The 24,962-nt window shown below is 73.0% G+C and carries 22 protein-coding genes, 1 tRNA gene and 1 pseudogene; 13 read left to right on the top strand and 11 right to left on the bottom strand.

Translation table 11 applies throughout. The annotated features are described in order from the left end of the window. Positions 1–33 precede the first annotated feature (33 nt). Positions 34–537, top strand: a pseudogene (locus IAG43_RS13145) (tyrosine-type recombinase/integrase); the annotation flags it as partial. Between the two features lie 71 nt (positions 538–608). Here the strand turns inward: IAG43_RS13145 and IAG43_RS13140 are convergent. The 4 genes from IAG43_RS13140 to IAG43_RS13125 form a co-directional block, all read right to left on the bottom strand. After that, positions 609–681 (bottom strand) — tRNA-Arg (locus tag IAG43_RS13140). 82 nt (positions 682–763) lie between these two features. Next, positions 764–2,263 (bottom strand): SulP family inorganic anion transporter, encoded by a 1,500-nt coding sequence (locus tag IAG43_RS13135; protein WP_246574282.1) that lies wholly within the window; start codon positions 2,261–2,263, stop codon positions 764–766. Further along, a complete protein-coding gene (locus IAG43_RS13130) occupies positions 2,260–2,856 on the bottom strand; it encodes a carbonic anhydrase (RefSeq protein WP_187740938.1) in 597 nt (198 codons plus the stop codon). The genes IAG43_RS13135 and IAG43_RS13130 overlap by 4 nt, the downstream gene beginning before the upstream one ends. 188 nt (positions 2,857–3,044) lie before the next feature. After that, entirely contained in the window at positions 3,045–3,434 is a 390-nt protein-coding gene (locus IAG43_RS13125; RefSeq protein ID WP_187740937.1) for a hypothetical protein, read from the bottom strand. 602 nt (positions 3,435–4,036) lie between these two features. Here IAG43_RS13125 and IAG43_RS13120 point away from each other — a divergent pair. Next, entirely contained in the window at positions 4,037–5,719 is a 1,683-nt protein-coding gene (locus IAG43_RS13120; protein ID WP_246574281.1) for a class I adenylate-forming enzyme family protein, read from the top strand. Positions 5,720–5,864: 145 nt separating this feature from the next. Here the strand turns inward: IAG43_RS13120 and IAG43_RS13115 are convergent, their stop codons facing one another. After that, positions 5,865–7,157 carry a M6 family metalloprotease domain-containing protein gene (locus IAG43_RS13115; RefSeq protein WP_187740935.1) on the bottom strand — a complete coding sequence of 431 codons (1,293 nt, stop codon included), beginning with the start codon at positions 7,155–7,157 and terminating at the stop codon, positions 5,865–5,867. A 328-nt stretch (positions 7,158–7,485) separates the two neighbouring features. Here IAG43_RS13115 and IAG43_RS13110 point away from each other — a divergent pair, with 328 nt between their 5' ends. Next, positions 7,486–8,103, top strand: a complete 618-nt coding sequence (locus IAG43_RS13110; protein WP_187744432.1) for a TetR/AcrR family transcriptional regulator — start codon at positions 7,486–7,488, stop codon at positions 8,101–8,103. A gap of 188 nt (positions 8,104–8,291) precedes the next feature. Further along, positions 8,292–9,815, top strand: coding sequence for an MFS transporter (locus IAG43_RS13105; RefSeq protein ID WP_187740934.1), 1,524 nt, complete (start codon positions 8,292–8,294; stop codon positions 9,813–9,815). A gap of 117 nt (positions 9,816–9,932) precedes the next feature. Here IAG43_RS13105 and IAG43_RS13100 read toward each other — a convergent pair whose 3' ends face one another. Further along, positions 9,933–10,448, bottom strand: a complete 516-nt coding sequence (locus IAG43_RS13100; protein WP_187740933.1) for a MarR family winged helix-turn-helix transcriptional regulator — start codon at positions 10,446–10,448, stop codon at positions 9,933–9,935. Positions 10,449–10,545: 97 nt separating this feature from the next. Between IAG43_RS13100 and IAG43_RS13095 the strand changes: the two genes are divergently transcribed. Continuing rightward, positions 10,546–11,328, top strand: coding sequence for a dioxygenase family protein (locus tag IAG43_RS13095; protein WP_187740932.1), 783 nt, complete (start codon positions 10,546–10,548; stop codon positions 11,326–11,328). Positions 11,329–11,864: 536 nt separating this feature from the next. Beyond that, the gene (locus IAG43_RS13090) at positions 11,865–12,863 is read left to right on the top strand and encodes a sigma-70 family RNA polymerase sigma factor (RefSeq protein ID WP_187740931.1); all 999 of its coding nucleotides are present in this window, start codon (positions 11,865–11,867) and stop codon (positions 12,861–12,863) included. 233 nt (positions 12,864–13,096) lie between these two features. Here the strand turns inward: IAG43_RS13090 and IAG43_RS13085 are convergent, their stop codons facing one another. Next, a complete protein-coding gene (locus tag IAG43_RS13085; RefSeq protein ID WP_187740930.1) occupies positions 13,097–14,056 on the bottom strand; it encodes a helix-turn-helix transcriptional regulator in 960 nt (319 codons plus the stop codon). A gap of 62 nt (positions 14,057–14,118) precedes the next feature. Between IAG43_RS13085 and IAG43_RS13080 the strand changes: the two genes are divergently transcribed. Further along, positions 14,119–15,654, top strand: a complete 1,536-nt coding sequence (locus IAG43_RS13080; protein ID WP_187740929.1) for an MFS transporter — start codon at positions 14,119–14,121, stop codon at positions 15,652–15,654. 150 nt (positions 15,655–15,804) lie between these two features. Here IAG43_RS13080 and IAG43_RS13075 read toward each other — a convergent pair whose 3' ends face one another. Together IAG43_RS13075 and IAG43_RS13070 are read right to left on the bottom strand one after the other, a co-directional pair. Then, the gene (locus IAG43_RS13075; RefSeq protein WP_187740928.1) at positions 15,805–16,563 is read right to left on the bottom strand and encodes a DUF6227 family protein; all 759 of its coding nucleotides are present in this window, start codon (positions 16,561–16,563) and stop codon (positions 15,805–15,807) included. A gap of 144 nt (positions 16,564–16,707) precedes the next feature. After that, entirely contained in the window at positions 16,708–17,778 is a 1,071-nt protein-coding gene (locus tag IAG43_RS13070) for a P1 family peptidase (RefSeq protein WP_187740927.1), read from the bottom strand. Positions 17,779–17,990: 212 nt separating this feature from the next. Between IAG43_RS13070 and IAG43_RS13065 the strand changes: the two genes are divergently transcribed. The 6 genes from IAG43_RS13065 to IAG43_RS13040 all read left to right on the top strand — a co-directional run bounded on the left by IAG43_RS13065 (position 17,991) and on the right by IAG43_RS13040 (position 23,455). After that, positions 17,991–19,112, top strand: a complete 1,122-nt coding sequence (locus tag IAG43_RS13065) for an MFS transporter (protein WP_187740926.1) — start codon at positions 17,991–17,993, stop codon at positions 19,110–19,112. Then, positions 19,109–21,421 (top strand): molybdopterin oxidoreductase family protein, encoded by a 2,313-nt coding sequence (locus IAG43_RS13060; protein ID WP_187740925.1) that lies wholly within the window; start codon positions 19,109–19,111, stop codon positions 21,419–21,421. Before IAG43_RS13065 ends, IAG43_RS13060 begins: the two co-directional genes overlap by 4 nt. 8 nt (positions 21,422–21,429) lie before the next feature. Beyond that, entirely contained in the window at positions 21,430–22,029 is a 600-nt protein-coding gene (locus IAG43_RS13055) for a 4Fe-4S dicluster domain-containing protein (RefSeq protein WP_187740924.1), read from the top strand. After that, complete coding sequence (locus tag IAG43_RS13050; RefSeq protein WP_187740923.1) at positions 22,026–22,787, top strand: QcrA and Rieske domain-containing protein; 762 nt, start codon at positions 22,026–22,028, stop codon at positions 22,785–22,787. The genes IAG43_RS13055 and IAG43_RS13050 overlap by 4 nt, the downstream gene beginning before the upstream one ends. 65 nt (positions 22,788–22,852) lie before the next feature. Beyond that, on the top strand, positions 22,853–23,218 hold the full coding sequence (locus IAG43_RS13045; protein ID WP_246574737.1) for a hypothetical protein: 366 nt from the start codon (positions 22,853–22,855) through the stop codon (positions 23,216–23,218). 33 nt (positions 23,219–23,251) lie between these two features. Next, positions 23,252–23,455, top strand: a complete 204-nt coding sequence (locus IAG43_RS13040) for a hypothetical protein (protein WP_187740922.1) — start codon at positions 23,252–23,254, stop codon at positions 23,453–23,455. Between the two features lie 65 nt (positions 23,456–23,520). Here the strand turns inward: IAG43_RS13040 and IAG43_RS13035 are convergent, their stop codons facing one another. Then, a complete protein-coding gene (locus IAG43_RS13035) occupies positions 23,521–24,027 on the bottom strand; it encodes a large conductance mechanosensitive channel protein MscL (protein ID WP_187740921.1) in 507 nt (168 codons plus the stop codon). Between the two features lie 138 nt (positions 24,028–24,165). Next, positions 24,166–24,864, bottom strand: a complete 699-nt coding sequence (locus IAG43_RS13030; protein WP_246574279.1) for a hypothetical protein — start codon at positions 24,862–24,864, stop codon at positions 24,166–24,168. Between the last annotated feature and the right edge of the window lie 98 nt (positions 24,865–24,962).

Here is a 24,962-nt window from a genome sequence, read left to right as displayed (position 1 = left end):
ACGGAACTCGTCCCAGAGGCTGAGGAACAGACCCGCTGGGGCGACGTCGACCTGGACAAGCGTGTGCTCTACGTCCGTCAGCAGACGCAGCGCCGACGCGGTTTCCTCTACGACGACGATCCCAAGGACCGACGCCGTCGAGCCGTGCCGCTTCCCGCGATGTGCGTCGCCCCGCTCTGCTGGCATCGGATGCGCCAAGCCGCCGCCAAGGTGCGGGCGGGAGAGTCGTGGGATGAGGGCGGCTACGTCTTCGCCGCCCGAAACGGTCGCCCTGTCGAGCCGCGGAACGTGTACCGCTCCTTCACCCGCGTCGCCGACTCCGCCGGCCTCCGCGTGATCCGGCTGCACGACGCCCGGCACGGCTGCGCGACGCTGCTCACCGCGGCCGGGGTCGCTCCCCGCGTCGTCATGGAGATCCTCGGGCACAGCCAGACCAGCATCACCATGGACGTCTACACCCACGTCGTCCAGGACACGCAGCGCGAGGCGATCAGCCATATGGACCGGCTGCTCAAGAGGCGGCCCGGTCGTCGGTGACCGCCCGCGTTGATGTCAGAAGTGGATGTCAAAGGCCCCGGACCATGATCGGTCCGGGGCCCTTTCGCTTGTGCCCCCGGCAGGATTCGAACCTGCGACACCCGCTTTAGGAGAGCGGTGCTCTATCCCCTGAGCTACGAAGGCGGGGCGACCGGTCACCCCGGAGGGCTGGGCCGCCGCGGACAGTGTAGCGGGTGGGGTGGGGCGGGGCTGGTGGTGATCGGGGTCAGGGGGCGGGGGTGCCCAGGGGGGAGGGTCCGGTCATGCGGACCGGGTCCGTGCCGGTGTCGCTGTGGCGGGCCGCCCAGGTCTCCAGGGCGGTGCGGCAGGCGTGGTCGAGGTGGTGGAGGCCCGAGAGGTCGAGTTCGACGGGGCGGTCCTGGGGGAGGGCCTCCAGGCTGTCGAGTATCTTCGGCAGCCGCAGGAAGGTGGCGTTGCCCGAGAGGCGGGCGTGGACGGGCCCGGCGCCCTTGTCGGTGACCTCCAGCCGGATGTGGGACGCCTCCCAGGCGGCCTTGGCGACGGAGAGCGCCAGGCCGATCAGGACGCCCTCGAACATGTTGACCGCGACGATGGACGCCGCCGTGGCCGTGAGGATGAGCGCTTCGCCCCGGTGGTCGTGCCACAGCCGGGCGAGCGCCCGCAGCGGGATGAGCTTCCAGCCCGCATGGATGAGGACACCGGCCAGGGCCGGCAGCGGGATCAGGGCCAGGGCGGACGGCAGGAGCGCGGCGAACAGCAGCAGCCACGCCCCGTGCATCACCCGGGACGCCTTGGTCCGCGCGCCCGCCCGGACGTTGGCCGAGCTGCGGACGATCACGGCGGTCATGGGCAGCGCGCCGAGCAGGCCGCACACGGTGTTCCCGGCGCCCTGGGCGACGAGTTCCTTGTTGTACTCGGTGCGCGGGCCGTCGTGCAGCCGGTCCACGGCCGCGGCGCTGAACAGGCTCTCCGCGGAGGCGATCAGGGTGAAGGCGGCGACGGTCCCGAGCATGCCGAAGCCCAGCAGCCCGGCGAACGCGTCCGGTCCGGGCGGCTGCACGGCGCCGAGCAGACCCTGCACCTCGACGGTGGCCACCGGCAGGCCGAACGCCAGTGACACGGCGGTGGCGAGCACGACCGCCGCCAGTGCCGCGGGGACGGCACCGAGCGGCCGGGGCAGCCGGCCCCACAGCACCAGCACGGCCACGGTGGCCGCGCAGAGCCCCAGCGAGACGAGGGCGCGGCTGTCGCCGGTGGCCCCGGCGAGCGTCCCGGGCAGCCCGGTCAGCTTGTCGAGGCCGGACGCGGGTGCGGGCAGGCCCGCGGCCGCGTACAGCTGGCCCGCGATGAGCACGAGGCCGATGCCGGCGAGCATGCCCTCGACGACGGAGACCGAGATGGCCCGGAACCAGCGCCCCCACCCCAGGCCGCCCATGGCGAGCTGGAGCAGGCCGGTCGAGAGCACGATCACTCCGAGCGCGGGCAGCCCGAACCGCTGGACGGCCTCGAAGACCAGCACGGTCAGTCCGGCCGCGGGCCCCGAGACCTGGAGGCTGCTGCCGCGCATCGCGCCGGTGACGAGCCCGCCGACGATGCCGGTGATCAGGCCGAGTTCAGCGGGGACGCCGGACGCGACGGCGACGCCCACGCAGAGGGGGAGGGCGACGAGGAAGACGACGAGGGAGGCGGCGAAGTCCTGACGCAGATGGGGGAACCGGTCGAGGCGGTTCGCGACGGCGTTCACAGCGCGAGGAACGCGTCGGTGCGGGCGTCGTGCGCGAGGACACGGCCGGTGTGCACCTCGTAGAACCATCCGTGCAGGCGCAGCCGTCCCGCGGCGAGGCGCTGCGCGACGGACGGGTAGGAGCGCAGCCGCAGCAGCTGGGTCAGGACGTGGGTCTGCACCGCGGAGGCGACGGCGGGATCCTCGGCGGACCCGCTCGGCAGGGCGGCAGCGGACTCCTGGGCGAGCCAGTCGCGCACCGCGGGCACGCCGCTGAGGTCGTCGCCGCGGACCAGGGCGCCGACGGCTCCGCAGTGGGAGTGGCCGCAGACGACGACGTCGGCGACACCGAGGACCTCGACGGCGTACTCGACGGTCGCGGCCTCTCCGGTGGGCCGTCCCGTGCCGTGCGGGGGGACGATGTTGCCGGCGGAGCGGAGTTCGAAGAGCTCGCCGGGCCGGGCGCCGGTGATCAGCGCGGGCACGACCCGGGAGTCCGAGCAGGTGATGAAGAGGACCTGGGGCGTCTGTCCCTCGGCCAGCCGGGCGAGTTCCCCGGGGCCCGATGCGGACCGGAGGCCGAACGAGCGGGCGTGGTCGATCAGCGGTTGCATGGCGGTTGTTCCTCCTGGCGCGCGGTGGGAGGCGCGCGTCGGTGCGTACGGGGCCGGGCGCGGCGCCGGCACGGCGGAGCGGCCCCGTGGCGGCGCGGCCGGACGCGGCGGGGCGTCGGGCGCGTGGCGTGGGGCTGTGCGACGGGTGCGACGGGGTGTCGCTCCGCGGGCTTGTGCCGCAGGTCAGCTCAGCAGCGGAACACCTGAAGTGCGGGGCGGGAGGGCCCTGTCGGCGGTCTCGGCCCGTCCGTGGCCGGCGGCTGTGCCGGAGGGCGCGTCACCAGCGAGGCGTCGCCGGTGCCCACCAGGTGGTGGACGGTCCTCGGGGTGAGGTCGCCGGGGCCCCGAGCGCGGTCGCGCCGGGACCAGTCGACCGGATCGGTGGGCTGGTCCTTGCCCCGGCAGTGGACCGTTTCCTCAGCGGCGCGCTCCGGGTGGTGGGGCCGCTCCGGGAGGCCGGGCGCGGGCGCGGTGGCCGCGTGCGCGGCCGGGGCGGGTGTCGCGGGGGCCGGGAACAGCAGGGCGGCGAGGACCAGTGCGAGGAGGACGCATGCCGAGCGGGGTGTCGCACGGTGCACGGCGCGCTCCTTTCCTCCGCGGTGGTCGCCCGAGGTGTTGCCGGAGCGGTGTCGCCTCCGCCCATTTCCAGGAAGCTAACACGCTTAATTTGCATGAGCGGTTAACTTTGAGTGAAGGCGGCGAACGGTGCGCGAACGAATGGCCGGAATTCATCTCCGTGGACCAACGGGGATGGCGCAGCGGATGACTTCGGTGATGGGGCGGTTGGCTTGATCATGCCGTTCACGTGGGGATATGCCGCCGTCCGTTTCCATGTTCGCTTCCCGGGGGTGGGCATATGCGGCCGTCCTGTGAAGGGCCGCTGAATTCCGTGGCGCGGCAGGGAGGGATATCGCGAGAGAATTCTGCATTCGCACATGCGCACGATGGTGGACGGTGTTCCGGAGGCCGAGGAGTGGACGCAAGGCGCCTTCGCCGAGCCGCCGCTCCGGGCCGGACCGGCCGCTCCGGACGGGGCGTCGCCGTGTGCCCGGCGAGGACAGGGGAAGGGCGCCTTGCCCGCGCCCTCCGCGGGCGCATAGCGTCGCCGGGACAGCGGGCGGCGAGCGGTGGGCCGCACGAGCGAGCAGGTGCCGGCGCCGGCGCCGGGAGAGGGGCCGGGGTGCCGCACGCCGATACGTCCGATCCGGCGGTCGCCCGCCTGACCGCGCCCGGGGCGCCGTTCGCCGTGGTGCGCGGCGAGGGTGGCGCCCTGGAGTACGCGAGCGGTCCGCGGACGCTGCGCGAGTTCGCCGAGACCACCTGGGCGTTCGGCGAGCGGCCGTTCCTCGTCGCCGAGGACGGGACGCTGACGTACGGCGGGTTCTTCGCCGCGGCGAGCGCGCTCGCCTGCCGGTTCACCGGGGAGTACGGTCTCGTGCCCGGCGACCGGGCCGCCATCGCCATGCGCAACCACCCGGAGTGGCAGATCGCCTTCTGGGCGGCCCAGTTGGCGGGCCTCGTCGCCGTTCCGCTCAATGCCTGGTGGACCGAGGGGGAACTCGCGTACGCGCTGGACGACTGCACCCCGCGGCTGCTCCTCGTCGACGGGGAACGCCTGCCGCGGGTGGACGGCTGGCGGCGTCGTGCCGGTGCGCGGTGCGTGGTCTTCCGCGGCGAGCCGTCGCCGTTCCCGCGTACCGACGGTGTGGAGCGGTACGAGGACTTCCCGCCCGCCGACCCGTACGCCGCTCCGCCCGCCGTGGACGTCGCGCCGGAGGCCGACGCCACGATCTTCTACACCTCCGGCACCACGGGCCGGCCCAAGGGCGCCGTGGCGACCCAGCTCGCGCAGGCCGGGGCGACGGTGCACCCGCGGTTCCACGCGACCGCGGCGGCCCTCGCCCGCGGCGCGGTCCCCGGGCAGGGGCCGGCCCCGGTCACCCTGATGACGTTCCCGTTCTTCCACGTCGCCGCGTTCACCACGCTCTACTCGGTGATGGGCGTCGGCGGCACCCTCGTCCTGATGCGGCGGTGGGACGCGGAGCGGGCGCTCGCGCTCGTCGAGGAGCACGGGGTCACCCACTACTCCGGTGTGCCGGCCACCGCCGTCCAGCTGCTCGACGCCGCCCGGCGGACCGGGGGCGGGCTCCGGACGCTGACGCACCTCAGCACCGGCGGCGCCGCACCGCCGCCGGGCCTGGCCGACCGGGTGACGGCGGAGTACGGGAGCCGGATCGAACCCCGCAACGGGTACGGGCTCACCGAGACCAGCGGCGGAGTGCTCGCGGCGTCCGGCGAGACCTACCGGTCCGACCCGGGCGGCGTCGGACGTCCCGCGCCCGCCGTGGAGACGCGCGTCGCGGGCCCCTCGGGCGAGGCCCTGCCCGACGGCGAGGTGGGGGAGCTGTGGATCCGGGGCCAGGGCGTGGTCCGCGGCTACTGGCGCGACCCGGCCGCGAGCGCCGCGGCCTTCCACGAAGGCTGGTTCAGGACCGGCGACCTGGCCACCGCCCGCGACGGACGGATCAGCGTCGTCGACCGGCTCACGGACATGATCGTCCGCGGCGGCGAGAACGTGTACTGCGTCGAGGTCGAGGCCGCCCTGCACGGGCACCCCGACGTCGACGACTGCGCCGTGCTGGGCGTGCCGCACCCCGAGCTCGGCGAGGAGGTCGCTGCCGTCGTCCGCCTGAGGCCCGGTGCCTCGGCCGGCGCGCGGGAGCTTCGCGAGCACGTCGGCGGTCTGCTCGCCGCGTACAAGGTGCCCGCCCGGCTGGTGCTGCGCGACGCACCGCTGCCGCGCAACGCCACGGGCAAGATCCTCAAGCGGGAACTGCGGGCGGAGGCCGTGGGCGGGGCCTGATCCCCGGGGCGGGGGCGGCTCCGGCGGCGGGGCGGCCGGGGGCGCGCCCTTCCGCCCACATTCCTTCCGCCGACGTCCCGTTCGCCGACGCCCCGTTCGCGAGGGGCGGCTCGGGCGGTCGGGGCGTCCGCGGCCAGGCCTGGGCTCAGGAGGTCCGGGTGACCCGTACGCGGTAGGTGCCGTCGTCCTCGTCGACGACGAGGACGCGCACGCCGTTCCTGCTGTCGGTGAACGCCTCACCGGGCCGGTAGGGCGCGTCGGAGAGTTCGGCGTGCACGTTGGGGCTGCGCGTGCAGCCGCCGCTGTCGGGCTCGCTGTCCTTGACGGTCACCGGTCCCTGGCCGGTGTCCACGTCGGTCCGCACGTGGTAGATCAGCACGCCCGGCTCGCACACGGCGTCGTCGTTGCCCGCCCGGGTCCGCACCTCGATCGCGTAGCCGGAGTCCTCGCCCAGCGGCACGATCGCCATCTTGGAGCCGCCGGAGACCGCGAGCGAGGTCAGCGCGTACTCCGTGGTGCCGGGGGCGGCCGCGCAGCGGATCTGGTCGTTGTCCAGCCAGCCGAGCTTCCACTTGTGCCAGCCGAGCAGATCGTTGTTGGCGCCCCAGTCCTCGGACATGATGTCCCAGTGGCCGACGGCGCCGCCCCCCTGCGCGGTGTAGAGGTCGGGCAGCCCGAAGACATGGCCGTTCTCGTGCGGCAGGACGCGGTAGCCGGTCTCCTCGTAGGACCCGGAGCCGTCGTCCTGGCGGCTGTAGACGAAGGACGTGTTGGCGAGCGGCACGCCGTCCGCCTGGGGCGCCTCGCCGTTGCCGGAGAAGGTCACCGAGAGCACGGTGTCCAGCGCGGAGGGGCCGGCGTTGGGGGTGACGAGCACGTTGACCAGGTCGTAGGCGCTGAAGTCGACCTCGGCGTCGGCGACCTCCACGAGGTCCTCGACGAGTGCGCGGTAGCCGGGCTCGTAGGGGGAGCCCCGGTCGAGTCCGTACTCGGCGAAGGGCTTCGGCATCCGCAGCCAGTCGGCGACCGGGGCGTGGGGGCGGTAGGCGAGGCGTCCGTACGAACTGGTCCTGAACCACTCGGAGGTCTGCGGGAAGAACTCGGCGAGCCGGTCGAGCGCGGCTCCCTCGCCCTGCGCGTCGGGGAAGTCGATCATCAGGTTGAGCGCACTGACCTCGCCGGTCGAGCGGGTGTATCCGGCGGGGGTCGGCAGGCCCTCCGACATCTGCACGCCCAGCACCGAGGCGATGCGGCAGGGGCCGAGTCCGGTGGTGTCCGGAGCGGCGACCGGTCCGGCCGACGCCCGTGTGGAGACGGGGAGCGTCGCACTCGCCGTGGTGAGCCCCGCGAGCGCCAGCACGGCGACTGCGGCGAGGGGGCCGAGGCGGTGGGACCGGCGGCCGTTCCGGCCGGGTATCCGTTGGCGGGGCTGCTGCATGCGTTTCGCCTTCGGGCCGCGGCAGCAGGCCGGACCCTGGCTGCGCTCTGTCGCTCAGCCTCTGCCGGGGGGATGCGCCCCGCCCGCCGGGTGGTCCGATCGGGGAGTCTTCGGGCTCCGGTGGATTGAGAACCCGCCAGGTGACTCAGGTCACATCCGGCCGGGGAAATAACCGGGGACCCTCTCCCCGTTTGCACCCGTGTCCCCGCGAAACGGGGACGGGCTCCCCGCTTGCGGGCGGCCCCGACCACGCACCCGGCGCACGTCGCCGGCTGCCGACGACGAAGGACGTGGAGCAGTGGGCACCGCCGCCACCGAGACGCCCCGCATGCCGCGGCCCCGGGCCGACGCCCTGCGCAACCGCGAGCGGATCGTGTCGGCCGCGCGCGAGATGTTCGTCGAGTTCGGGCCCGAGGTCCCGCTGGACGAGATCGCGCGCCGCGCGGGCGTCGGCAACGCCACCCTCTACCGCCACTTCCCCGACCGGCAGAGCCTCGTCCGCGAGGTCGTCGTGTACGTGATGTCCCGGACCACCGAACAGGCGGAGCGGGCGTCGGCCGACGAGGCCGACCCGTTCTGCGCGCTGCGGCGGTTCGTGCACGCCGCGGCCGACGAGCGCATCGGCGCCCTGTGCCCGATGCTCTCGGGCGACTTCGACGCCGACCATCCCGACCTCCACGCGGGCCGCGAGCGCCTCGACGGGGCGGTGCTGGGCCTGGTCGCACGGGCGCAGTCGGCGGGACGGATGCGCGAGGACGTGGCCGTCGGCGACCTGATGGTCGCCCTCTCCCAGCTCACCCGGCCCCTGCCGGGCACCGGCTGCCTGAACATGGACCGTTTCGTCCACCGTCACCTCCAGCTGTTCCTGGACGGACTCGAGGCGCCCGCGCGCTCCGAGCTGCCGGGCGCGGCCGCGACCCTCGAAGACCTGCGGAGCACCGCCTGAAGGAGACCGAGCGCGGCTGACGCCCCGGCGGCGGCCCGTTCCCGCCGGGGCGTCAGCCCCGGCCCCGTACCCCACCCCGCCCGGGGCGTCCCGACGCCGTGACGTCCCGCGGCGCGGCCCCGGCTTCCCGACCGACCTTCCGACACGCCCTCGCGTGATCCCTTTTCCGTACCGAGGTGGACCCACCCATGCCGAAAACACCCGACATATCCCTTCCTGATCCGAGCCGCTGGAAGGCTCTGGTCTTCATCGCCCTCGCCCAGCTGATGGTCGTGCTCGACGCGACGATCGTGAACATCGCGCTGCCGACCGCCCAGCAGGACCTGGGGATCTCGGACGGCAACCGGCAGTGGGTCATCACCGCCTACGCCCTCGCCTTCGGCGGTCTGCTGCTGTTCGGCGGGCGCATCGCCGACCTGTGGGGCCGCAAGCGGACCTTCGTGGTCGGCCTGATCGGCTTCGCCGCCGCCTCCGCGCTCGGCGGAGCGGCCACCGGCGAGGCCATGATGCTCGGCGCCCGCGCCCTCCAGGGCGTCTTCGGCGCGCTGCTCGCCCCTGCCGCGCTCTCCCTGCTCGCCGTGATGTTCACCGACGCCAAGGAGCGCGCCAAGGCGTTCGGCATCTACGGGGCGATCGCCGGCGGCGGCGGCGCCGTGGGCCTGATCCTCGGCGGCGTCCTCACCGAGTACCTGAACTGGCGCTGGACCTTCTTCGTCAACATCCCGTTCGCGATCGTGGCCGCCGCCGGCGCGTACTTCGTCATCCGCGAGCCCGCGGGCACCCGCAACCGGGCGTCGCTCGACATCCCCGGCGTCGTGCTGTCCACGCTGGGTCTGGTCGCGCTGGTCTACGGCTTCACCCGGGCCGAGTCGGCGGGCTGGTCCGACTCGCTCACGATCGGCATGTTCGTGGCCTCCGGCGTGCTGCTGCTCGCCTTCGTCGTCACCGAGGCCAAGGTGGCGGCCCCGCTGCTGCCCCTGCGCGTCCTGACCGAGCGCAACCGCGGCGGTGTCTACCTCTCGCTGGGACTCGCGGTCATCGCCATGTTCGGGCTGTTCCTCTTCCTGACCTTCTACCTCCAGGTCGTGAAGGAGTACTCGCCCGTGATGACGGGCTTCGCCTTCCTGCCGATGATCGTCGGCATGATCACGGGCTCCACCCAGATCGGCGCCCGGCTGATGACCCGCGTCGCGCCCCGGCTGCTGATGGCCCCGGGCTTCCTGCTCGCCGCACTCGGCATGCTGCTCCTCACCCAGCTCGACGTGAACAGCTCCTACGCGGGCCTGATCCTGCCGGCACAGCTCATGCTGGGTCTCGGCATGGGCACGGCGTTCATGCCGGCGATGTCCCTGGCCACCCACGGTGTGGACCCGGCCGACGCCGGTGTCGCGTCCGCCATGGTCAACACCTCGCAGCAGGTGGGCGGCGCCATCGGCACCGCGCTGCTGAACACCATCGCCGCGTCCGCCACCACCTCGTACATCGCCTCGCACGCCGCCGGGGCGAGCGACCCGAGGCTCCTGGAGCTCCAGGGCATGGTGCACGGCTTCTCGTCCGCGATCTGGTGGGCGGTCGGCATCCTGGCCGCCTCCGCGGTGATCGCCGCGACCTTCGTCAACACCGGCCGTCCGGGCGGCGGCTCGCCCGTCGCGGGCTCCGGCGCCGCCGAGGGCGCGGAGGACGAGGTCCGGATCCCGGTGGTCGCCCACTGAGCCGGGCCCGGCCCGTGGAAGGCCGCTGAGGACGCCGCCGGCCCCGCCCCGTTCCGCTTTCGACGGGGCGGGGCCGGCGGCGTTCCTGCGCCCGGGGCGCCGTCCGCCGGGGCGCCGTCAGCGCAGCCAGGGCAGGTCGGCGCCGGTGTCCTGGGGCTGCAACGCCTCCGCCATCACCTGCATGATGTCGCCGAGCTGGCGGACCTGTTCGGGGGTGAGCCGGTCGAACATCGCCTGACGCACCGCCTCCACATGTCCGGGCGCGGCCCGCTTCAGGACCTCGACGCCCTCGTCGGTGAGCACCGCGTTCTGGCCGCGGCGGTCCGAGGGGCAGTCCTCGCGGCGCACCCAGCCGTTCTTCTCCAGGCGGGCGACCGCGTGCGAGAGCCGGGAGCGGGTGATCTTCGCGTCGATGGCGAGCTCGGTCATCCGGCGTCGCCGGTGCGGTGCCTGGGACAGCTGCACCAGCAGGCCGTAGTAGACGTGCGGCATCCCCGCGTCCCGCTGCAGCTGGCGGTCGAGGTGGTCCTCCAGGAGGGTGGTGGCGTGCCGGTAGGAGCGCCACACGCGCTGCTCGTCCGCGGACAGCCAGCGCGGCTCGTCGCCGCTGTCGCCGATGGATGCGGTGTTCATGCGTCCCACTCTACGACCCCATCCTTGAAAGTTGAACTAAATGTGTCTACAGTGAATTCAGCTTGAAAGTTCAAGCAGAATGGGAGCCGGAGCCGCCATGAACGCCACCCCCGCCACGGAGCGCATGCCCGCCCTCTACCTCTCCCACGGCGCCCCGCCCCTTGCCGACGATCCCGTCTGGCCGGGCCAGCTCGCCGCGTGGTCCGCCGGCCTGCCCCGGCCCACCGCGGTGCTCGTCGTCTCCGCCCACTGGGAGGAGGCGCCGCTCGCCCTCGGTGCGACGGAGACCGTCCCGCTGGTCTACGACTTCTGGGGCTTCCCCGAGCACTACTACCGCGTCCGCTACAGCGCCCCCGGCGCGCCGGCCCTCGCCGACTCCGTCCGCAAGCTGCTGCGGCGCGCGGGCACCCCCGTGCAGGACGTCCCGGACCGCGGCCTCGACCACGGCGCCTACGTCCCGCTCGTCGAGATGTTCCCCGCCGCGGACATCCCGGTGCTCCAGATCTCCATGCCGACGCTCGACCCCGTCGAACTGCTCGACATCGGCCGGCGGCTCGCCCCGCTGCGCGACGAGGGCGTGCTGATCGTCGGCAGCGGCTTCTTCACCCACAACCTGGCCGCCCTGCGGCAGGGCGGCACCCCCGGCTGGTCCACCGAGTTCGATGACTGGGGCCGCGAAGCGCTCGCCCGCCAGGACGTCGACGCGCTGCTCGACTTCGAGAACAAGGCCCCGGCCGGCCGCATCGCCCACCCGCGCACCGAGCACTTCGCGCCCCTGTTCGTCACGCTCGGCGCGTCCGAGGGGGAGCTGGGGACCGGGCGCAGCGTCATCGACGGCTTCTGGATGGGGCTGGCCAAGCGGTCCGTGCAGTTCGGCTGAGCCCCCGGCCCGGGTGCCGGGGCGCCGGGCCGCCCCTGCGCCGGGCGGGCGGGGGCGGCCCGGAGCGGCGGCCCGGCCCCGTGGCGGCGGCGGTGCCGCCGGTACGCGGGTGCCGCCGCGGTGTGGCGTAGCCCGGGTGTCGCCGGTGTCGTCCGCAAACGACGGGAATCGTCCGCGGGGGAACGGGAACCCTCCTGAGCAACCAGGGGGCGGCGGGAGCCGTCTTCCCGGTGGGAGCCCCACCACGGACGGCGCTGTCCGGGTGGATTCCGCAGGTGTCGACGGTGATGCCCGTCTCTCGCACGCAGGAGTGCGGACGGTGGCGAGCGGTTCGGGGCAACCCCCCGTGCCCGCTCTGACCTGTGCTTCGGCGGGTGGCCTCCTGGTTCCGCCTGCCCCGGAGGGCGGGCAGGGTACTGCATGATCACGGAAATCGATGCACCGCATGGGAATTCTGTCCGGTTTCCAGTCGTTGTTTCCATCGGATGCAGGGCACCCGGGAGGGTGTCGCGACCTACTTTTGCAAGGGAGCTCGCATGGCAACCCGTGCCGTCGCCCGTCGTCAGGCCGAGTCCGGAGGGACCGACAGGGCGGGCAGCGTTCGCGCCGTGGGCGGAGAGATCGCCGACCGCGACCTGGTCGGCATGTATCTCGACGAGATCGCGCGGACGCCACTGCTCGACGCCGCCAAGGAGGTCGAGCTGTCCCAGACCATCGAGGCGGGCGTCTACGCCCGGCAGATCCTGGACGGGGAGGTGGAGAGCGAGGCCCAGGGGGCCACGCGCGAGGAGCTGGAAGCGCTCGCCGAGGCCGCCGAGCGGGCCAAGGACGTCTTCATCCGCTCCAACCTGCGCCTCGTCGTCGCCGTCGCCCGCCGGTACCCGCGCAGCGGCCTTCCGCTCCTCGACCTGATCCAGGAGGGGAACGCCGGCCTGGTGCGCGCCGTCGAGAAGTTCGACTACGCGAAGGGCTTCAAGTTCTCCACCTACGCCACGTGGTGGATCCGGCAGGCGATCACTCGCTCCATAGCCGACCAGTCCCGCACCATCCGGCTCCCCGTCCACCTGGTGGAGGAGCTGGGGCGCATCCGCCGTGTGCAGCGGGAGTTCAACCGTGAGCACGGCAGGGACCCGGAGGCCGCCGAGGTCGCCGAGGAGCTGGGCTCCACGCCCGAGCGCGTGACCGACGTCCTCGACTGGGCCCGTGACCCGGTCAGCCTGAACATGGGCGTGGACGACGCGGGCGAGACCCAGTTCGGCGACCTGCTGGAGGACACCTCGGCGATCTCGCCCGAGCAGTCGGTGCTCACCCTGCTGCGCAGCGAGGAGCTGGACGGCCTCATCGGCAAGCTGGACAACCGCACCGCCTCGATCATCCGGATGCGTTACGGCATCGAGGACGGCCGGGAGCGCACCCTCACCGAGGTCGGCAAGGAACACGGGCTCACCCGGGAGCGGATCCGCCAGATCGAGAAGCACGCGCTGCTCGAACTGAAGAAGATGGCCCGCGACACGGGCTTCGACGCGGCGGCCTGAGCCGGGCAGCCCCTCCCCGGGCAGTCCGGCCCCGCCCCGTCACGGAGGGAAGCCGCGAGCCGCCCGCGGGTCACCGCCTCACCGGCCCGCCGGAGAGCCTTCGGCGGCGGGGAGAGAGCGGTGAGAGCCCTCAGCGGCGCCGGCCCGGCACACACCGGGCCGGGCGCCGCCGCTGCGCCCAGTGCGTCTCCGCCCCGTGCGTCTCCGCGCCGGGGCTCGGCGAGCCCCCGTCCTCAGGCCGACGCCCGGCCGAGTCTCGTCGCCAGCACCGCCATGTGCTCCCGCAGCGCGGGCGGACCGTGCACCGTGAACTCGCAGTCCACCAGGGCCAGCCGCAGCGCCAGCCACTCCACCGAGTCCGCCGACCGGCTGCGCAGCCGGCAGGCGTTCTCCCCTGCCGGGACCGGGGCCCCGAGGTGTTCGGGCAGCCGGGCGGCCACCTGCGAGGCGGGGGCCCGGAACGTCACGTCGATCTCGTGCTCCTGCTGGTGCCGCGACATCGTGTGTCCCAGCAGCTCCGCCGCGTCGCCCACCGGCGCCGGACGCGGAGTGAAGCGAGCCCCCGTCGCGAACGGCTCCGTCACCCGGTCCACCCGGAAGGTGCGCCAGTCGTCGCGCTGGAGGTCGAACGCGACCAGGTACCAGCGCCGCCCTGTGGAGACCAGCCGGTACGGCTCGACCAGCCGCTTGGTCTCGGCCCCGTCCCCCGCGCGGTACGCGAACCGCAGCCGCTCCCCACCGGTCACCGTGGCCGCGATCGACGTCAGGATGTGCGGATCGATCATCGCGCCGTCCCCACGGGCCAGCGGAAGGGTCGCGGCCTGGAGAGTCGCCACCCGGTGGCGCAGGCGGGACGGCAGCACCTGCTCCAGTTTCGCGAGCGCGCGCACCGCCGCCTCCTCGATTCCCTCGATGGCGTGTCCTGCCCCTGCCCGCAGGCCGACGGCGATGGCCACGGCCTCCTCGTCGTCCAGCAGCAGCGGCGGCATCGCGGCACCGGCCACCAGGCGGTAGCCGCCCACCGCGCCCTTGGTCGCCTCCACCGGATAGCCGAGATCCCGCAGCCGGTCGATGTCCCGCCGGATCGTGCGCGGGCTGACCGCCAGCCGTTCGGCGAGTTCGCTCCCCGGCCACTCGCGCGGCGTCTGGAGGAGCGAGAGCAGATTCAGAAGTCGTGCCGGAGTGTCCGTCATGTCCTCCAGAGTGCCGGAGAACTAGGCCGCGATCTGGCCTATATGCCTTCCAGAATCCTCGTATGAGTTCACAGCAGGCACGGAAGCCCGCCGCGACGGGTGCGGGATCGGACCGCAGGCGATGGATCGCCCTCGCCATCGTCATGACCGCGGCGTTCATGGATCTGGTCGACGTCACGATCGTCAACATCGCCATCCCCAGCATCGAGCGCGACCTCGGCGCCTCGTTCGGTGCCATCCAGTGGATCACCGCCGGGTACGCGCTCGCCTTCGCCGCCGGCCTGATCACCGGAGGCCGGCTCGGTGACATCCACGGACGCAGGCGGGTGTTCCTGATCGGCATCACCGCGTTCACCGTCGCCTCCGCACTCTGCGGATTCGCGCCGAACGCGGACACGCTCGTCGCCGCCCGGCTGCTCCAGGGCGCCTCGGCGGCGCTGATGGTGCCGCAGGTGCTCGCGATCGTGCACGTCACCTTCCCGGCCCATGAGCGGGGCAAGGTGTTCGGACTCTTCGGCGCGATCGTCGGGCTCGGCGCCGTCTCCGGGCCGCTTCTCGGCGCGCTGCTCACCCAGTGGAACCTGTTCGGCCTCGAATGGCGCCCCATCTTCCTGATCAACCTGCCGGTGGGCGTCGCGGCCCTCGTCCTCGGCCGGAAGTACATCACCGAGTCCAAGGCGCCCCGCGCCCTCCGGCTCGACCTGGTCGGCGTCGCCATGGTGACCCTCGCGCTGCTCATGCTGGTCTACCCGCTGACCCGCGGCCGCGAGCTCGACTGGCCGCTGTGGGGGCACCTCTGCATGGCCGGCAGCGTGCCGGTGTTCGCCGCCTTCGTCCTCTACGAGCGCCACAAGACCCGCAAGGACGGCTCCCCGCTGGTCGAGCTGTCGCTGTTCCGTGTGAAGAGCTTCGCCGCCGGCATCGCCGTCCAGCTCACCTTCGGCATGGTGCTGGGCATCTTCTTCCTGGTCTGGACGCTCTACATGCAGATCGGCCTCGGCTGGAGCCCGCTCCGGGCGGGTCTGACGGGCGTGCCGTTCTCGGTGGCGGTGTCCCTCGCTGCCGGGCTGTCGGTGCAGCTCCTGGTGCCCCGCTTCGGGCGGAAGGTGCTCCAGGCGGGTGCGGCGACGATGGCTTCCGGAGTGCTGATCTACATCTGGGAGGCGGGCCGCTACGGCACCTCGATCCACTCCTGGCAGATGATCCTGCCGCTGGTCGTGATGGGCGTGGGCATGGGCCTGATCGTCGCGCCGCTGACCGACGCGGTGCTCTCCGACGTGCCCCGGGAGCACGCGGGCTCGGCGTCCGGACTCATCAACACCACCACGCAGATGGGCAACGCGCTGGGGCTCGGCCTGGTGTCCGTGGTCTTCTTCGGGGTGATCGACGAGGAGAAGCTGGCGCCGAGTGCCGTGGGGCAGGCGTTCGCGGACGCCTTCCAGAACTCGCTGTGGTGGGTGGTGGGGGTGCTGGGCCTCATCTTCCTGGTGATGTTCGCGCTTCCGGCGAAGCCGAGGCAGCACCTGGAAGCCGGTTCGCCGGAGGAGCCCGAGACCGGTGGACTTCCCGCCGAGCCGGAGCCCGCGCTCGCGCGCTGACCCGCCCGGCCCACCCGATACCGCCCGCGCACGCCCGGGCCGCCCTCGCGGCGGCTCGGGCGTCCGCGCGGTGCGTGCGGCACGCGGCCGGCCGCCCCGGGAGGGTCCGGCGGGGCATGCGGTCACGGTCCTGGGCGGGCAGGACGCGCCTCAGCGCACCCGGGTGCGCAGCTCCATCGACTCGCGGGCGGCCCGCTCGTCCTCGTAGACCTCGCACATGTGGCGGCCGTCCGGGGTGGCCGTGTGCTCGACCTCCCACAGGCTGGTCTCCGTCCCGTCCAGGAGCAGGAAGGCGTGCTCGTAGAGGGTGAAGCCGGCGTCCTTGCCGGAGACCCGGTACTGGCGGCCGAAGACCTGGGTGATGTGGTGGGCGAACGCCGACCGCAGCCGCCGGGCCGCCGCGTCCCCGGGGCGGTCCTCGTTCTCCGCCCGGCGCAGCACCCGGCGGGCGTGGTCGGCGGAGTCGTCGAGGACGTAGACCGGCGGGAGGGGCGGCGGGGGCGGGCCCATGAGCGAGGTGAGCAGTTCGAGGTCGGCGTCCAGATCGAGGCCGGGGGCGCCGATGCCGTCCGCGAAGCCCGGGAAGCCCTCGGGCAGCCGGGAGGCGGCGAGGCCGGCCTCGGACTCCTCCGTGTAGAGCTCGTGCTGGTCGGCGCCGTCCCGGCCGGTGCTGTGCACCAGCTCCCACAGCGTCAGCGCCCCGCCGTCCCGGAGCAGGTAGGCGTGGCGGTACAGGGAGCGGTGCAGCCCCGTGGTGTGGTGCGAGAAGTGCAGCGAACTGACGTGGGCCAGGGCCGAGTCCAGACTCTCGACCGTCGCGTCGGGCAGATCGAAGGAGTTGAGCGCCCGACCGAGGAGTCGCGCGAGATGAGCCCCGGTCGTCTCGTACGGATCGATGAGATCGTTCAAGAGGTGTCTCCAGGCCGTCGCCACACGTCACTTGCTGATTGCCAAACGTAGCGCCTGGGTCCGACAGCGCGGTCAACGTTCAGGTAAAACGACCGGGCGTGCGGTACGGGTTCCGGGCCGTACGAGGGGACCGGGGCGGACGTCTCATCCGGCGCCGTACAGGTCCCGGTGGGACGGGAACCATCCCCCGGGGCCGTCCACGCCCTCCGCCGCGCGGACCGCGCGGACGATCGCCTCCGTCACGGTGTCCGCGCCCGCCGCGAGGATCTCGTTCAGCGCGAGCGGGTCCTCGGCGTCCAGCGGCGTCACGCCCGTGGCCAGGGCGAACACCGTGTCTCCGTCGTTGAGCAGGTGCACCGGGCGCACGGCGCGCGCGATGCCGTCGTGGGCGGTGCCGGCGAGCTTGTGGGCCTGCGCGCGGCTGATGTCGGCGTCGGTGGCCACCACGGCGAGGGTGGTGTTCAGCGGTGCGGGACCGTTGCGTTCGCGCGCCTCGGCGAGTCGCAGTTGCGCAGCGGCATGTACCGCAGGCGATGGACAGTCGGCGCTTTCCGTGACGTACGCGCCGTACAGCGCGCCCGTGCGCGGGTCCACCGCCGAGCCCACGGCGTTGGCGACGACGAGGGCCGCCACGGTGACACCGGAGTCCAGCTTCCGGGCGGCCGTGCCCACGCCGCCCTTGAAGGAGCCGATCACGGCGCCCGTGCCGGCGCCCACCGATCCCTGGGCCACCGGTGCCCCCTCGGCGGTCGCGGCGGCGGCCTCCACCGCCGCCCTGCCGGTCGCGGCGTCCGGCCTGGCCCGCCAGTCGCCCCCGCGGCCGAGGTCGAAGACGCAGGCCGCCGGTACGACGGGGACGACCTGCGACGGGTCGGGCCCGACCCGCACCCCCCGCTGCTGCTCCTCCAGCCATGCCATCACCCCGGCCGCCGCATCGAGACCGAAGGCACTGCCTCCGGTCAGCACGACCGCCTCGACGCGCTGGACCAGGTTGCGCGGGTCGAGCGCGTCGGTCTCCCGGGTGCCGGGGCCCCCGCCCCTGACGTCCACCGCCGCGACGGCGCCGCCGGCGGGCGCGAGCACCACCGTGGTGCCGCTGAGCGCCCGCGCGCCGGCGACGCGGGCGTGACCGACCCGCAGGCCCCGTACATCGGTCAGCCCGCCGGACTCCCCTCGGGCCGTACCGTTCGTCCCGCTGCTCCTGTCGACATCCATGACTCTCACGGTAGTTGAGCCCCGGAAACGGGGCGCCGGGGCGAAGGGACGCCGGCCGGGCCGCCGGGCGGGAGCGGCCGTGCCGGGGTGGACCCGGTCCGGTGGAGGGCGCCGCAGGGGCGACGGCCGGCCGCTGCGCCGGTGTGCGCCACGGCTCACCCCGGAAGTGTGCAAAACGGGCTATTAGCGACAAAGAACCCTAACGTGGCTGCGTGACCGAGCCACCAGAAGTCCCCGACGCACCGGCGAAGCCGCCGGTGCCCCCGGCCGCTGCCGCCGACGCCCCCGCGGCCCCGGGGAAGCGGGGCCCGCTGCCCGTCGCACAGCGGGCGACGCTCGCCGGTGTCGCCGTGTCCCTGCTGCTGATCCTCGCGATCGTCTTCGGCAGCCGGATGCTCAAGGACTTCGACTCCGCCCTGCTGCCCTACGCCGTCGCCACGGTCTTCCTCGCCTTCGGCGTCGCCTACCGCTACACGGTCTGGGTCTCCTCTCCCGGCGCGCGCCGGCTCTTCAAGGAGGGCTGGCGCAGCTTCTTCTCGATGTCCAACTTCCGCCGGGCCCCGACGGCCCTGCCGAAGATGATCGCCACCTACCTCGGCTTCCAGAAGTTCCTCGGAGCCCGCTCCCACGCGCGCTGGGCCGCTCACCAGCTGATCTTCTGGGGGTGTGTGCTCGCGGCGCTGATCACCTTCCCCCTGACCTGGGGCTGGTTCACGTTCACCTCCGGCACCGGATCGGGCCCGGGGTACGAGATGCGCATCTGGGGTCTGAAGGTGCTGGGCTTCGACTCCCTGAACATCGTCGGCTGGGTCATGTTCCACGGCCTGGATCTGGCCGCGGTCCTCGTCATCCCCGGAGCCTCCTACTTCCTGTGGCGCCGGATGAAGGACCGCGGCGCCATCACCGGCCAGCGCTTCGCCTACGACCTCGTTCCGCTCATCGCGCTGATCGTCATCGCCGTGACCGGCCTGCTGCTCACGTTCTCGTCGCTCTTCCTGCACGGCGGCGGCTACGAGTTCCTCGCGATCCTCCACATGGTGTCCGTGGTCTTCACGCTGATCTACATCCCGTTCGGCAAGTTCTTCCACATCGTCCAGCGGCCGGCCGCCGTCGGCATGCAGCTGTTCAAGTACACCTCCCGGCAGGAGGACGAGGCCTTCCCGTGCCGGCGCTGCGGTGAGCCGGTGGACACCGCCGCCTACGTCGAGAACCTCCAGGGCACGATGCGCGACCTCCGGCTCGACTTCGCCGAATGGGCCGAGTACTGCCCCCGCTGCAAGCGCGTGCTCCGCGGCGGCGCGTACCTGACCCATGTCAAGAAGGGCTACAAGTGACCGCCGAGCAGCACCGGGCCACCGTCCCCCTCGACCCCTCCATCGCCCCGCCGGGCACCCGCAACTTCCGGGACGCCGGCGGCATCCCCGCCGACCGCTGGCACGCCGACCAGACCGGCGAGACCCTGGTGCCCACGCACTGCTGCTTCTGCGGTGTGCAGTGCGGCATGTACCTCCGCGTCGATCGCGGCGGGAAGGTCTTCGGCGTCGAGCCGCGCAACCACGACATCAACCGCATGCGCCTGTGCCCCAAGGGGATCAACGCCTACCAGCAGGTCAACCATCCCGACCGGCTGACCGCCCCGCTGATGCGCCGCAGCCGGGACGAGCCCTTCCGGGAGGCGTCCTGGGAGGAGGCGCTCGACTTCACGGTGTCCGAGATCCGGCGCATCCAGAGCGCCTGCGGCAACGACGCCTTCGGCCTGCTCGGCGGTGCCAGTCTGTTCTCCGAGAAGACCTATCTGGTCGGCAAGTTCGCCCGTGTCGCCCTGCGGACCCGCCATGTCGACTACAACGGACGCCTCTGCATGGTCTCGGCCGCCGGCGCCAACAAGCTCGCCTTCGGCATCGACCGGGCGGGCAATCCCTTCTCCGACATCCTTCTCACCGACTGCCTGCTGATCGCCGGCTCCAACGTCGGCGAGTGCTTCCCCGTCATGACCCAGTACGTCTGGGGCGCCCGGGACCGCGGCGCCTCCCTCATCGTCGTCGACCCGCGTGAGACCGCCGTCGCCCGCACCGCCGACATCCACGTCGCGCTGAAGCCCGGCACCGACTCGGCCTTCTTCAACGCCGTCCTGAACGTCGTCGTCGAAGAGGGACTGACCGACGAGGCGTACCTGGCCGAGCACACCACCGGCTGGGCCGAGGTCCGGGCCAAGGCGGCCGAGTACCCGCCCTCGCGGGCCGCCGAGATCTGCGGTGTGCCCGCCGAGCAGATCGTGCAGGTCGCCCGGACCTTCGCGGGCGCCGGGAAAGCCATGGCCTGGCACGCCCGGGGCATCGAGCACCACTCGCAGGGCGTGGAGAACTGCCTGACCGTCATCAACCTCTGCGTCGCCACCGGCAACATCGGCAGACCCGGCGCCGGATACGGGACCATCACCGGCCAGGGGAACGGCCAGGGCGGCCGGGAGCACGGCCAGAAGTCCGACCTGCTGCCCGGCGGCCGGTCGATCATGAACGAGGAGCACCGCCGGCAGATCTGCGAGATCTGGGGCATCGAGGAGTCGGACCTCCCGCCCGCCGGTACCTCCATGATGGAGATGGTCTGGCAGATGCAGCGCGGGGAGATCCGCGGTCTGATCGGCATCTGCAACAACCCCTTCGTGTCCCTGCCCAACTACCGGGTGGTGAAGGAGGGGTACGACGCCGTGGAGTTCCACGCCCAGTTCGACTTCTTCCTCTCCGAGACCGCCGCCAACGCCCACGTGGTCTTCCCCGTCACCACCTGGGCCGAGGACGAAGGGGTGATGGCGAACGCCGAGGCCCGGGTCGTCAAGCACAACAAGGCCCAGGAGCCGCCCCCGGGCGTGCGCACCGACACCTGGGTGATGTGCCAGCTCGCCCAGCGGCTCGGCGCCGGGGACAAGTTCGCCTTCGCCGGTTCCCGCGAGGTCTTCGAGGAACTGCGGATCGCCTCCGCCGGGACGGTCAACGACTACTACGGCATCACCTACGAGCGGCTGGAGGAGACCGGGGGCATCGCCTGGCCGTGCCCGTCCACCGACCATCCGGGCACCCCCCGGCTCTTCGAGGACGGCAGGACCTACCACGCCGACGGGAGGATCCACCTCCAGGTCGTCGACTGGCACCCGCCCATGGACCCGTACAGCGACGAGTACCCCATGTCCCTGACCACCGGCCGCACGGTCGCCCACTTCCTCTCCGGCAACCAGACCCGCCGGCTGGGAGCCCTCGTCGAGCAGACCCCGCGCCCCTGGGTGGAGGTGCACCCCTCGCTCGGCTTCCGGTCCGGGGACCCGGTGCGCGTCGTCACCCGGCGCGGCAGCGAGGTCTTCCCGGCCCTCGTCACCGAGGCCATCCGGCCCGACACCGTGTTCGTGCCGTACCACTGGCCCGTGCCGACCTCCGCGAACGCCCTCACCGTGGACGCCCTGGACCCCCGTTCCAAGATTCCCGAGTACAAGGTGTGCGCCTGCCGGATCGAGGCCGGCGAAGAGGTCGACATCGTGCCGTCGCCTCCCGTCGCGCCGGGGCACACGGCCTACCCCGAGACCCAGGTGTCCCGCACCGACCCCCTCCCGCCCACGTCCCCGCAGGGCCGGGGCACCGCCGAACGGAGCTGAGGCCGCTCATGATGGGAAGAACGATCTTCATCGACCCCGGGCGCTGCATCGGCTGCCAGGCGTGCGTGTCCGCCTGCCGGGAATGCGACTCGCACCGCGGCAAGTCCATGATCCATCTCGACTATCCCGACGAGGGCCACACGGTCGCCTCCCTTCCCACCGTCTGCATGCACTGCGAGGACCCGGTCGCGCCCTGCGCCGAGGTGTGTCCCGCCGACGCGATCCTGGTCACCGCCGACGGGGTGGTGCAGCAGGCCGACACCACCCGGTGCATCGGCTGCGCGAACTGCGTGAACGCCTGCCCCTTCGGCGTACCGAAGATCGACCTCCAGGCGAAGCTCCAGATGAAGTGCAACCTCTGCTACGACCGCACGGCCTACGGTCTCGCCCCCATGTGCGCCACCGTCTGCCCCACCGGCGCGCTCTTCTACGGCACGGTCGAGGAGCTGAAGGCCGAGCGCCCCGGAGTCCAGGTCGCCGACTCCTTCACCTTCGGCGACGTCGTGGTGAAGACCGGGGTCGCCATGGTGGTGCCCGCCGACAAGGTCCAGTGGCCCGTGCCCGGAGGGCTGCCCATCGTCCAGATCAACGGAGCCGATGTCACATGAGCGTCACCCAGCAGCCCGCGGCGGGCGACTCCGCACCGGACGCGGCCCAGGAGGCGCTCCACGACAGGATCGCCGCCGATGCCCTCACCACCCGGCGTGACTACCTCCGCATCGTCGCCACCGTCTCGGGCGGCCTCGCCGTCGGCGGCATCGGCGTGGCCGGCGGAGTGCTGCACCGCCACGGCGACAACGACGGACTGCCCCGGCCGAAGAAGATCGCCGACGCTCTCGCTCCGGGGGAGTCGGTGGCGTTCCGGTATCCGGGCGAGGACGACCGGGCCGTGGCGGTGCGGCTCGTGGACGGCACCCTCGTCGGATACTCGGCCATCTGCACCCACCTGGCCTGTGCCGTGCTGTGGCGTGCGGACCGGGGACCGGAGGGCGAGCTGCTGTGCCCCTGCCACGAGGGAGTGTTCGACGTCCGGACGGGCGAGGTGACGGCGGGACCGCCTCCGCGCCCGCTGCCGAAGGTGATCGTCGACGAGGACGCCGACGGCGCCGTGTGGGCGCTGGCCACCGTGCGGTCGGGTGAGAGCGACCGGGACGCATGGTGCCGGCAGTTCGCCGAACGGGAACCCGAGCGGGCCCAGTTGCTGGAGTGCCCCGGAGCGAGCGCGACGTCGCGCACCCGGGCCGGGACACAGGACGCCGCCAAGCCCTCACCGGGCGCGCGGGACGGAAGAGCGCCGGCGTCGCGTGCACCCCGCGAGGGCACGACGCGGGACATCCGGCAGCGGGGAAGCGAGGAGGGGGCATGAGCCACATGGCGGATCCGGGCGGATCCTCCGCCCCCGACGGGCCAACCCGGCACGGCGACGGGCCGATGCTGCCCGCCGCGGGCGACGCTCCGGTCTACCGGCCGGGCAGCGCCGAGCCCCGGCTGAACCGCCCCGTGCACGAGAGGTATCCGCAGATCCGGCCGACGAGCGGATACGGGGACCCCAGGGTCACGCGCACCGGTCCGGGTCCGGGCGCCGGCAGCGAGCAGGAGCCCGAACGCGCGGCTCGCCTCAACGCGCGGATCGCGCTGGCCTGCACGGTGGTCATCGGCCAGCTCTGGGGCCTGACCGTCATCGTCAACGAATGGATGCAGGGGGACACCGGCACCGCCTGGTGGGGTGCGGGTTTCCTGTGCCTGTCCTTCCTGGTGGTCCTGGCGCTGTGGCGACTGGACCCCGAGGACCGCTGAACCGGGCGCGCGGTGCCGCCGTACCCTTGAGGCATGAGCACCGCCCCCGCCCCCGGTCCGCGAGACGCGAAGCAGTCCGCCGGGCAGCCGCCGAAGCCCGCGCTGATCTTCGACGATCCGCTGGACCAGCAGTCCGCGGACGATACGGACCGCGGGTGGGGTGAGCGGCCTCAGGGCTCCGACAGCGCCGCCGATCTGGCGCGCTTCCTCGACGAGAAGCCGCCGCACCACATCTGACACCGGCCGCCGGGCGGCCGTCCCCGGGAACACGTGACCGAGGGGCGGTCGCCCGGCGTGTGCGGTCAGCCCCGGTCCCGGGGAGGGCCGGCCGGTCCGCCCGGGGTGCCGGCACCGCCGGCGGCACGCTGCGCGACGACCGCGTCGCGGATCTCCTTCAGGACCTCCAGCTCGGTCACCTCCAGGGTCTCCTGCACGCCTTCCTTCGCCTTGCGCTGCGCCTCCCGGCGGGCCAGGTACTTCGCCATCGGGAGCACCATCAGGAAGTACACGACGGCCGCCGTGATGAGGAACTGAAGGGTCGCGCCGAGGACCGAGCCCCAGGCGATCTGGATGCCCTCCATCTCGCCGTCCGCACCGACCCGGCACGGCGCCTTCAGGCAGGACGTGTAGGAGTCCAGGTTCTTCGTGCCGAACGCTCCGACGAGGGGATTGATGACGCCCTTCACCACCGCGTTCACGATGTTGGTGAAGGCGGCGCCGATCACGACGGCGACCGCGAGGTCGATCACGTTTCCACGGGTCAGGAAGGCCTTGAAGCCTTCGAGCAGACTCGGCTTGCTCTCGCTCACGGATGAGCCTCTTTTCACAAGTGCTGTCAGGGAGGGGGACAGTTGCGCAACCTACGTCAGCCCCCTGTCGCCCTGTCCAGTTCACAGCCGTGAAGAGGTGACCTGACAATACGTCAGTACGAGTCCCGCCCCTTTTCGTCAGCACACCGTCACCGCCAGTCGTGATGTGGCCCCGGCTCCCGCGAGGGCCGCGGCGGTCGTGCGCGGGACGGACAGCACCACGAGCGCACCGGCCTCCGTGGCGCCCTCGCCCTCCTCGGGTACGTCGGCGACCCGGACGCAGGACGCGACGATCTCCGCGGGCGGAGCGTCGTCCGTGACCGATTCCGCTGCGGCGATGACGTCGACCCGGTCTCCGGGACGGAGCAGTCGCACCGTCGCCGCGTCGGCGATCCGCACCGGGGCGGACACCCACTGCTCGGTCGGCCTCCGCTCCCGGACCGATGCGGACGGCGGTGCCGATGCCGATGAGACGGGGGGTGGCGGCGTGCCCGGTGCCCGTGTCTCCGAGCCGGTGTCGTCGGCGCCGTGAGCGGCCGATGCGGCCACCGCGGCGGCGGTGACGGCGAGGCCGGCGGCCATGAACCGCCGCTGCCTGCGCAGGGCGCGCTGGAGCCGCAGGGCGCTGCTGCGGACCTTCAGGGGCTCGAAGGGCGGAACGCCCGGCGGGTGGGGGGCTTCCTGGTGCGGCGGCGGCGCGCAGCGGGACGAGTGGCCGCCCGTGTGCCTCGGACGGGCGGGCTCGGGCACAGGGCCGTCGGCCCGGTCGGCGGCGCGTGAGGCCGCGAGAGCAGAGGCGTCGGGCGGGGAGTCGGCCGCGGAGGCAGCGGAGGCCACGGGGGCAGTGGAGGCCGCGGGGGACGGGAAGGGGGGCCGGGTCGGGAACGCCATGTCGGGGTACCGCCTGTCGTGAGGGGCGGACCGGGCCTGCTGCC

It is taken from the genome of Streptomyces genisteinicus, assembly GCF_014489615.1.
Lineage (GTDB): Bacteria > Actinomycetota > Actinomycetes > Streptomycetales > Streptomycetaceae > Streptomyces > Streptomyces genisteinicus.
The sequence above is the reverse complement of the archived record's forward strand: the minus strand, read 5'-3'. Positions and strand labels throughout refer to the sequence as shown.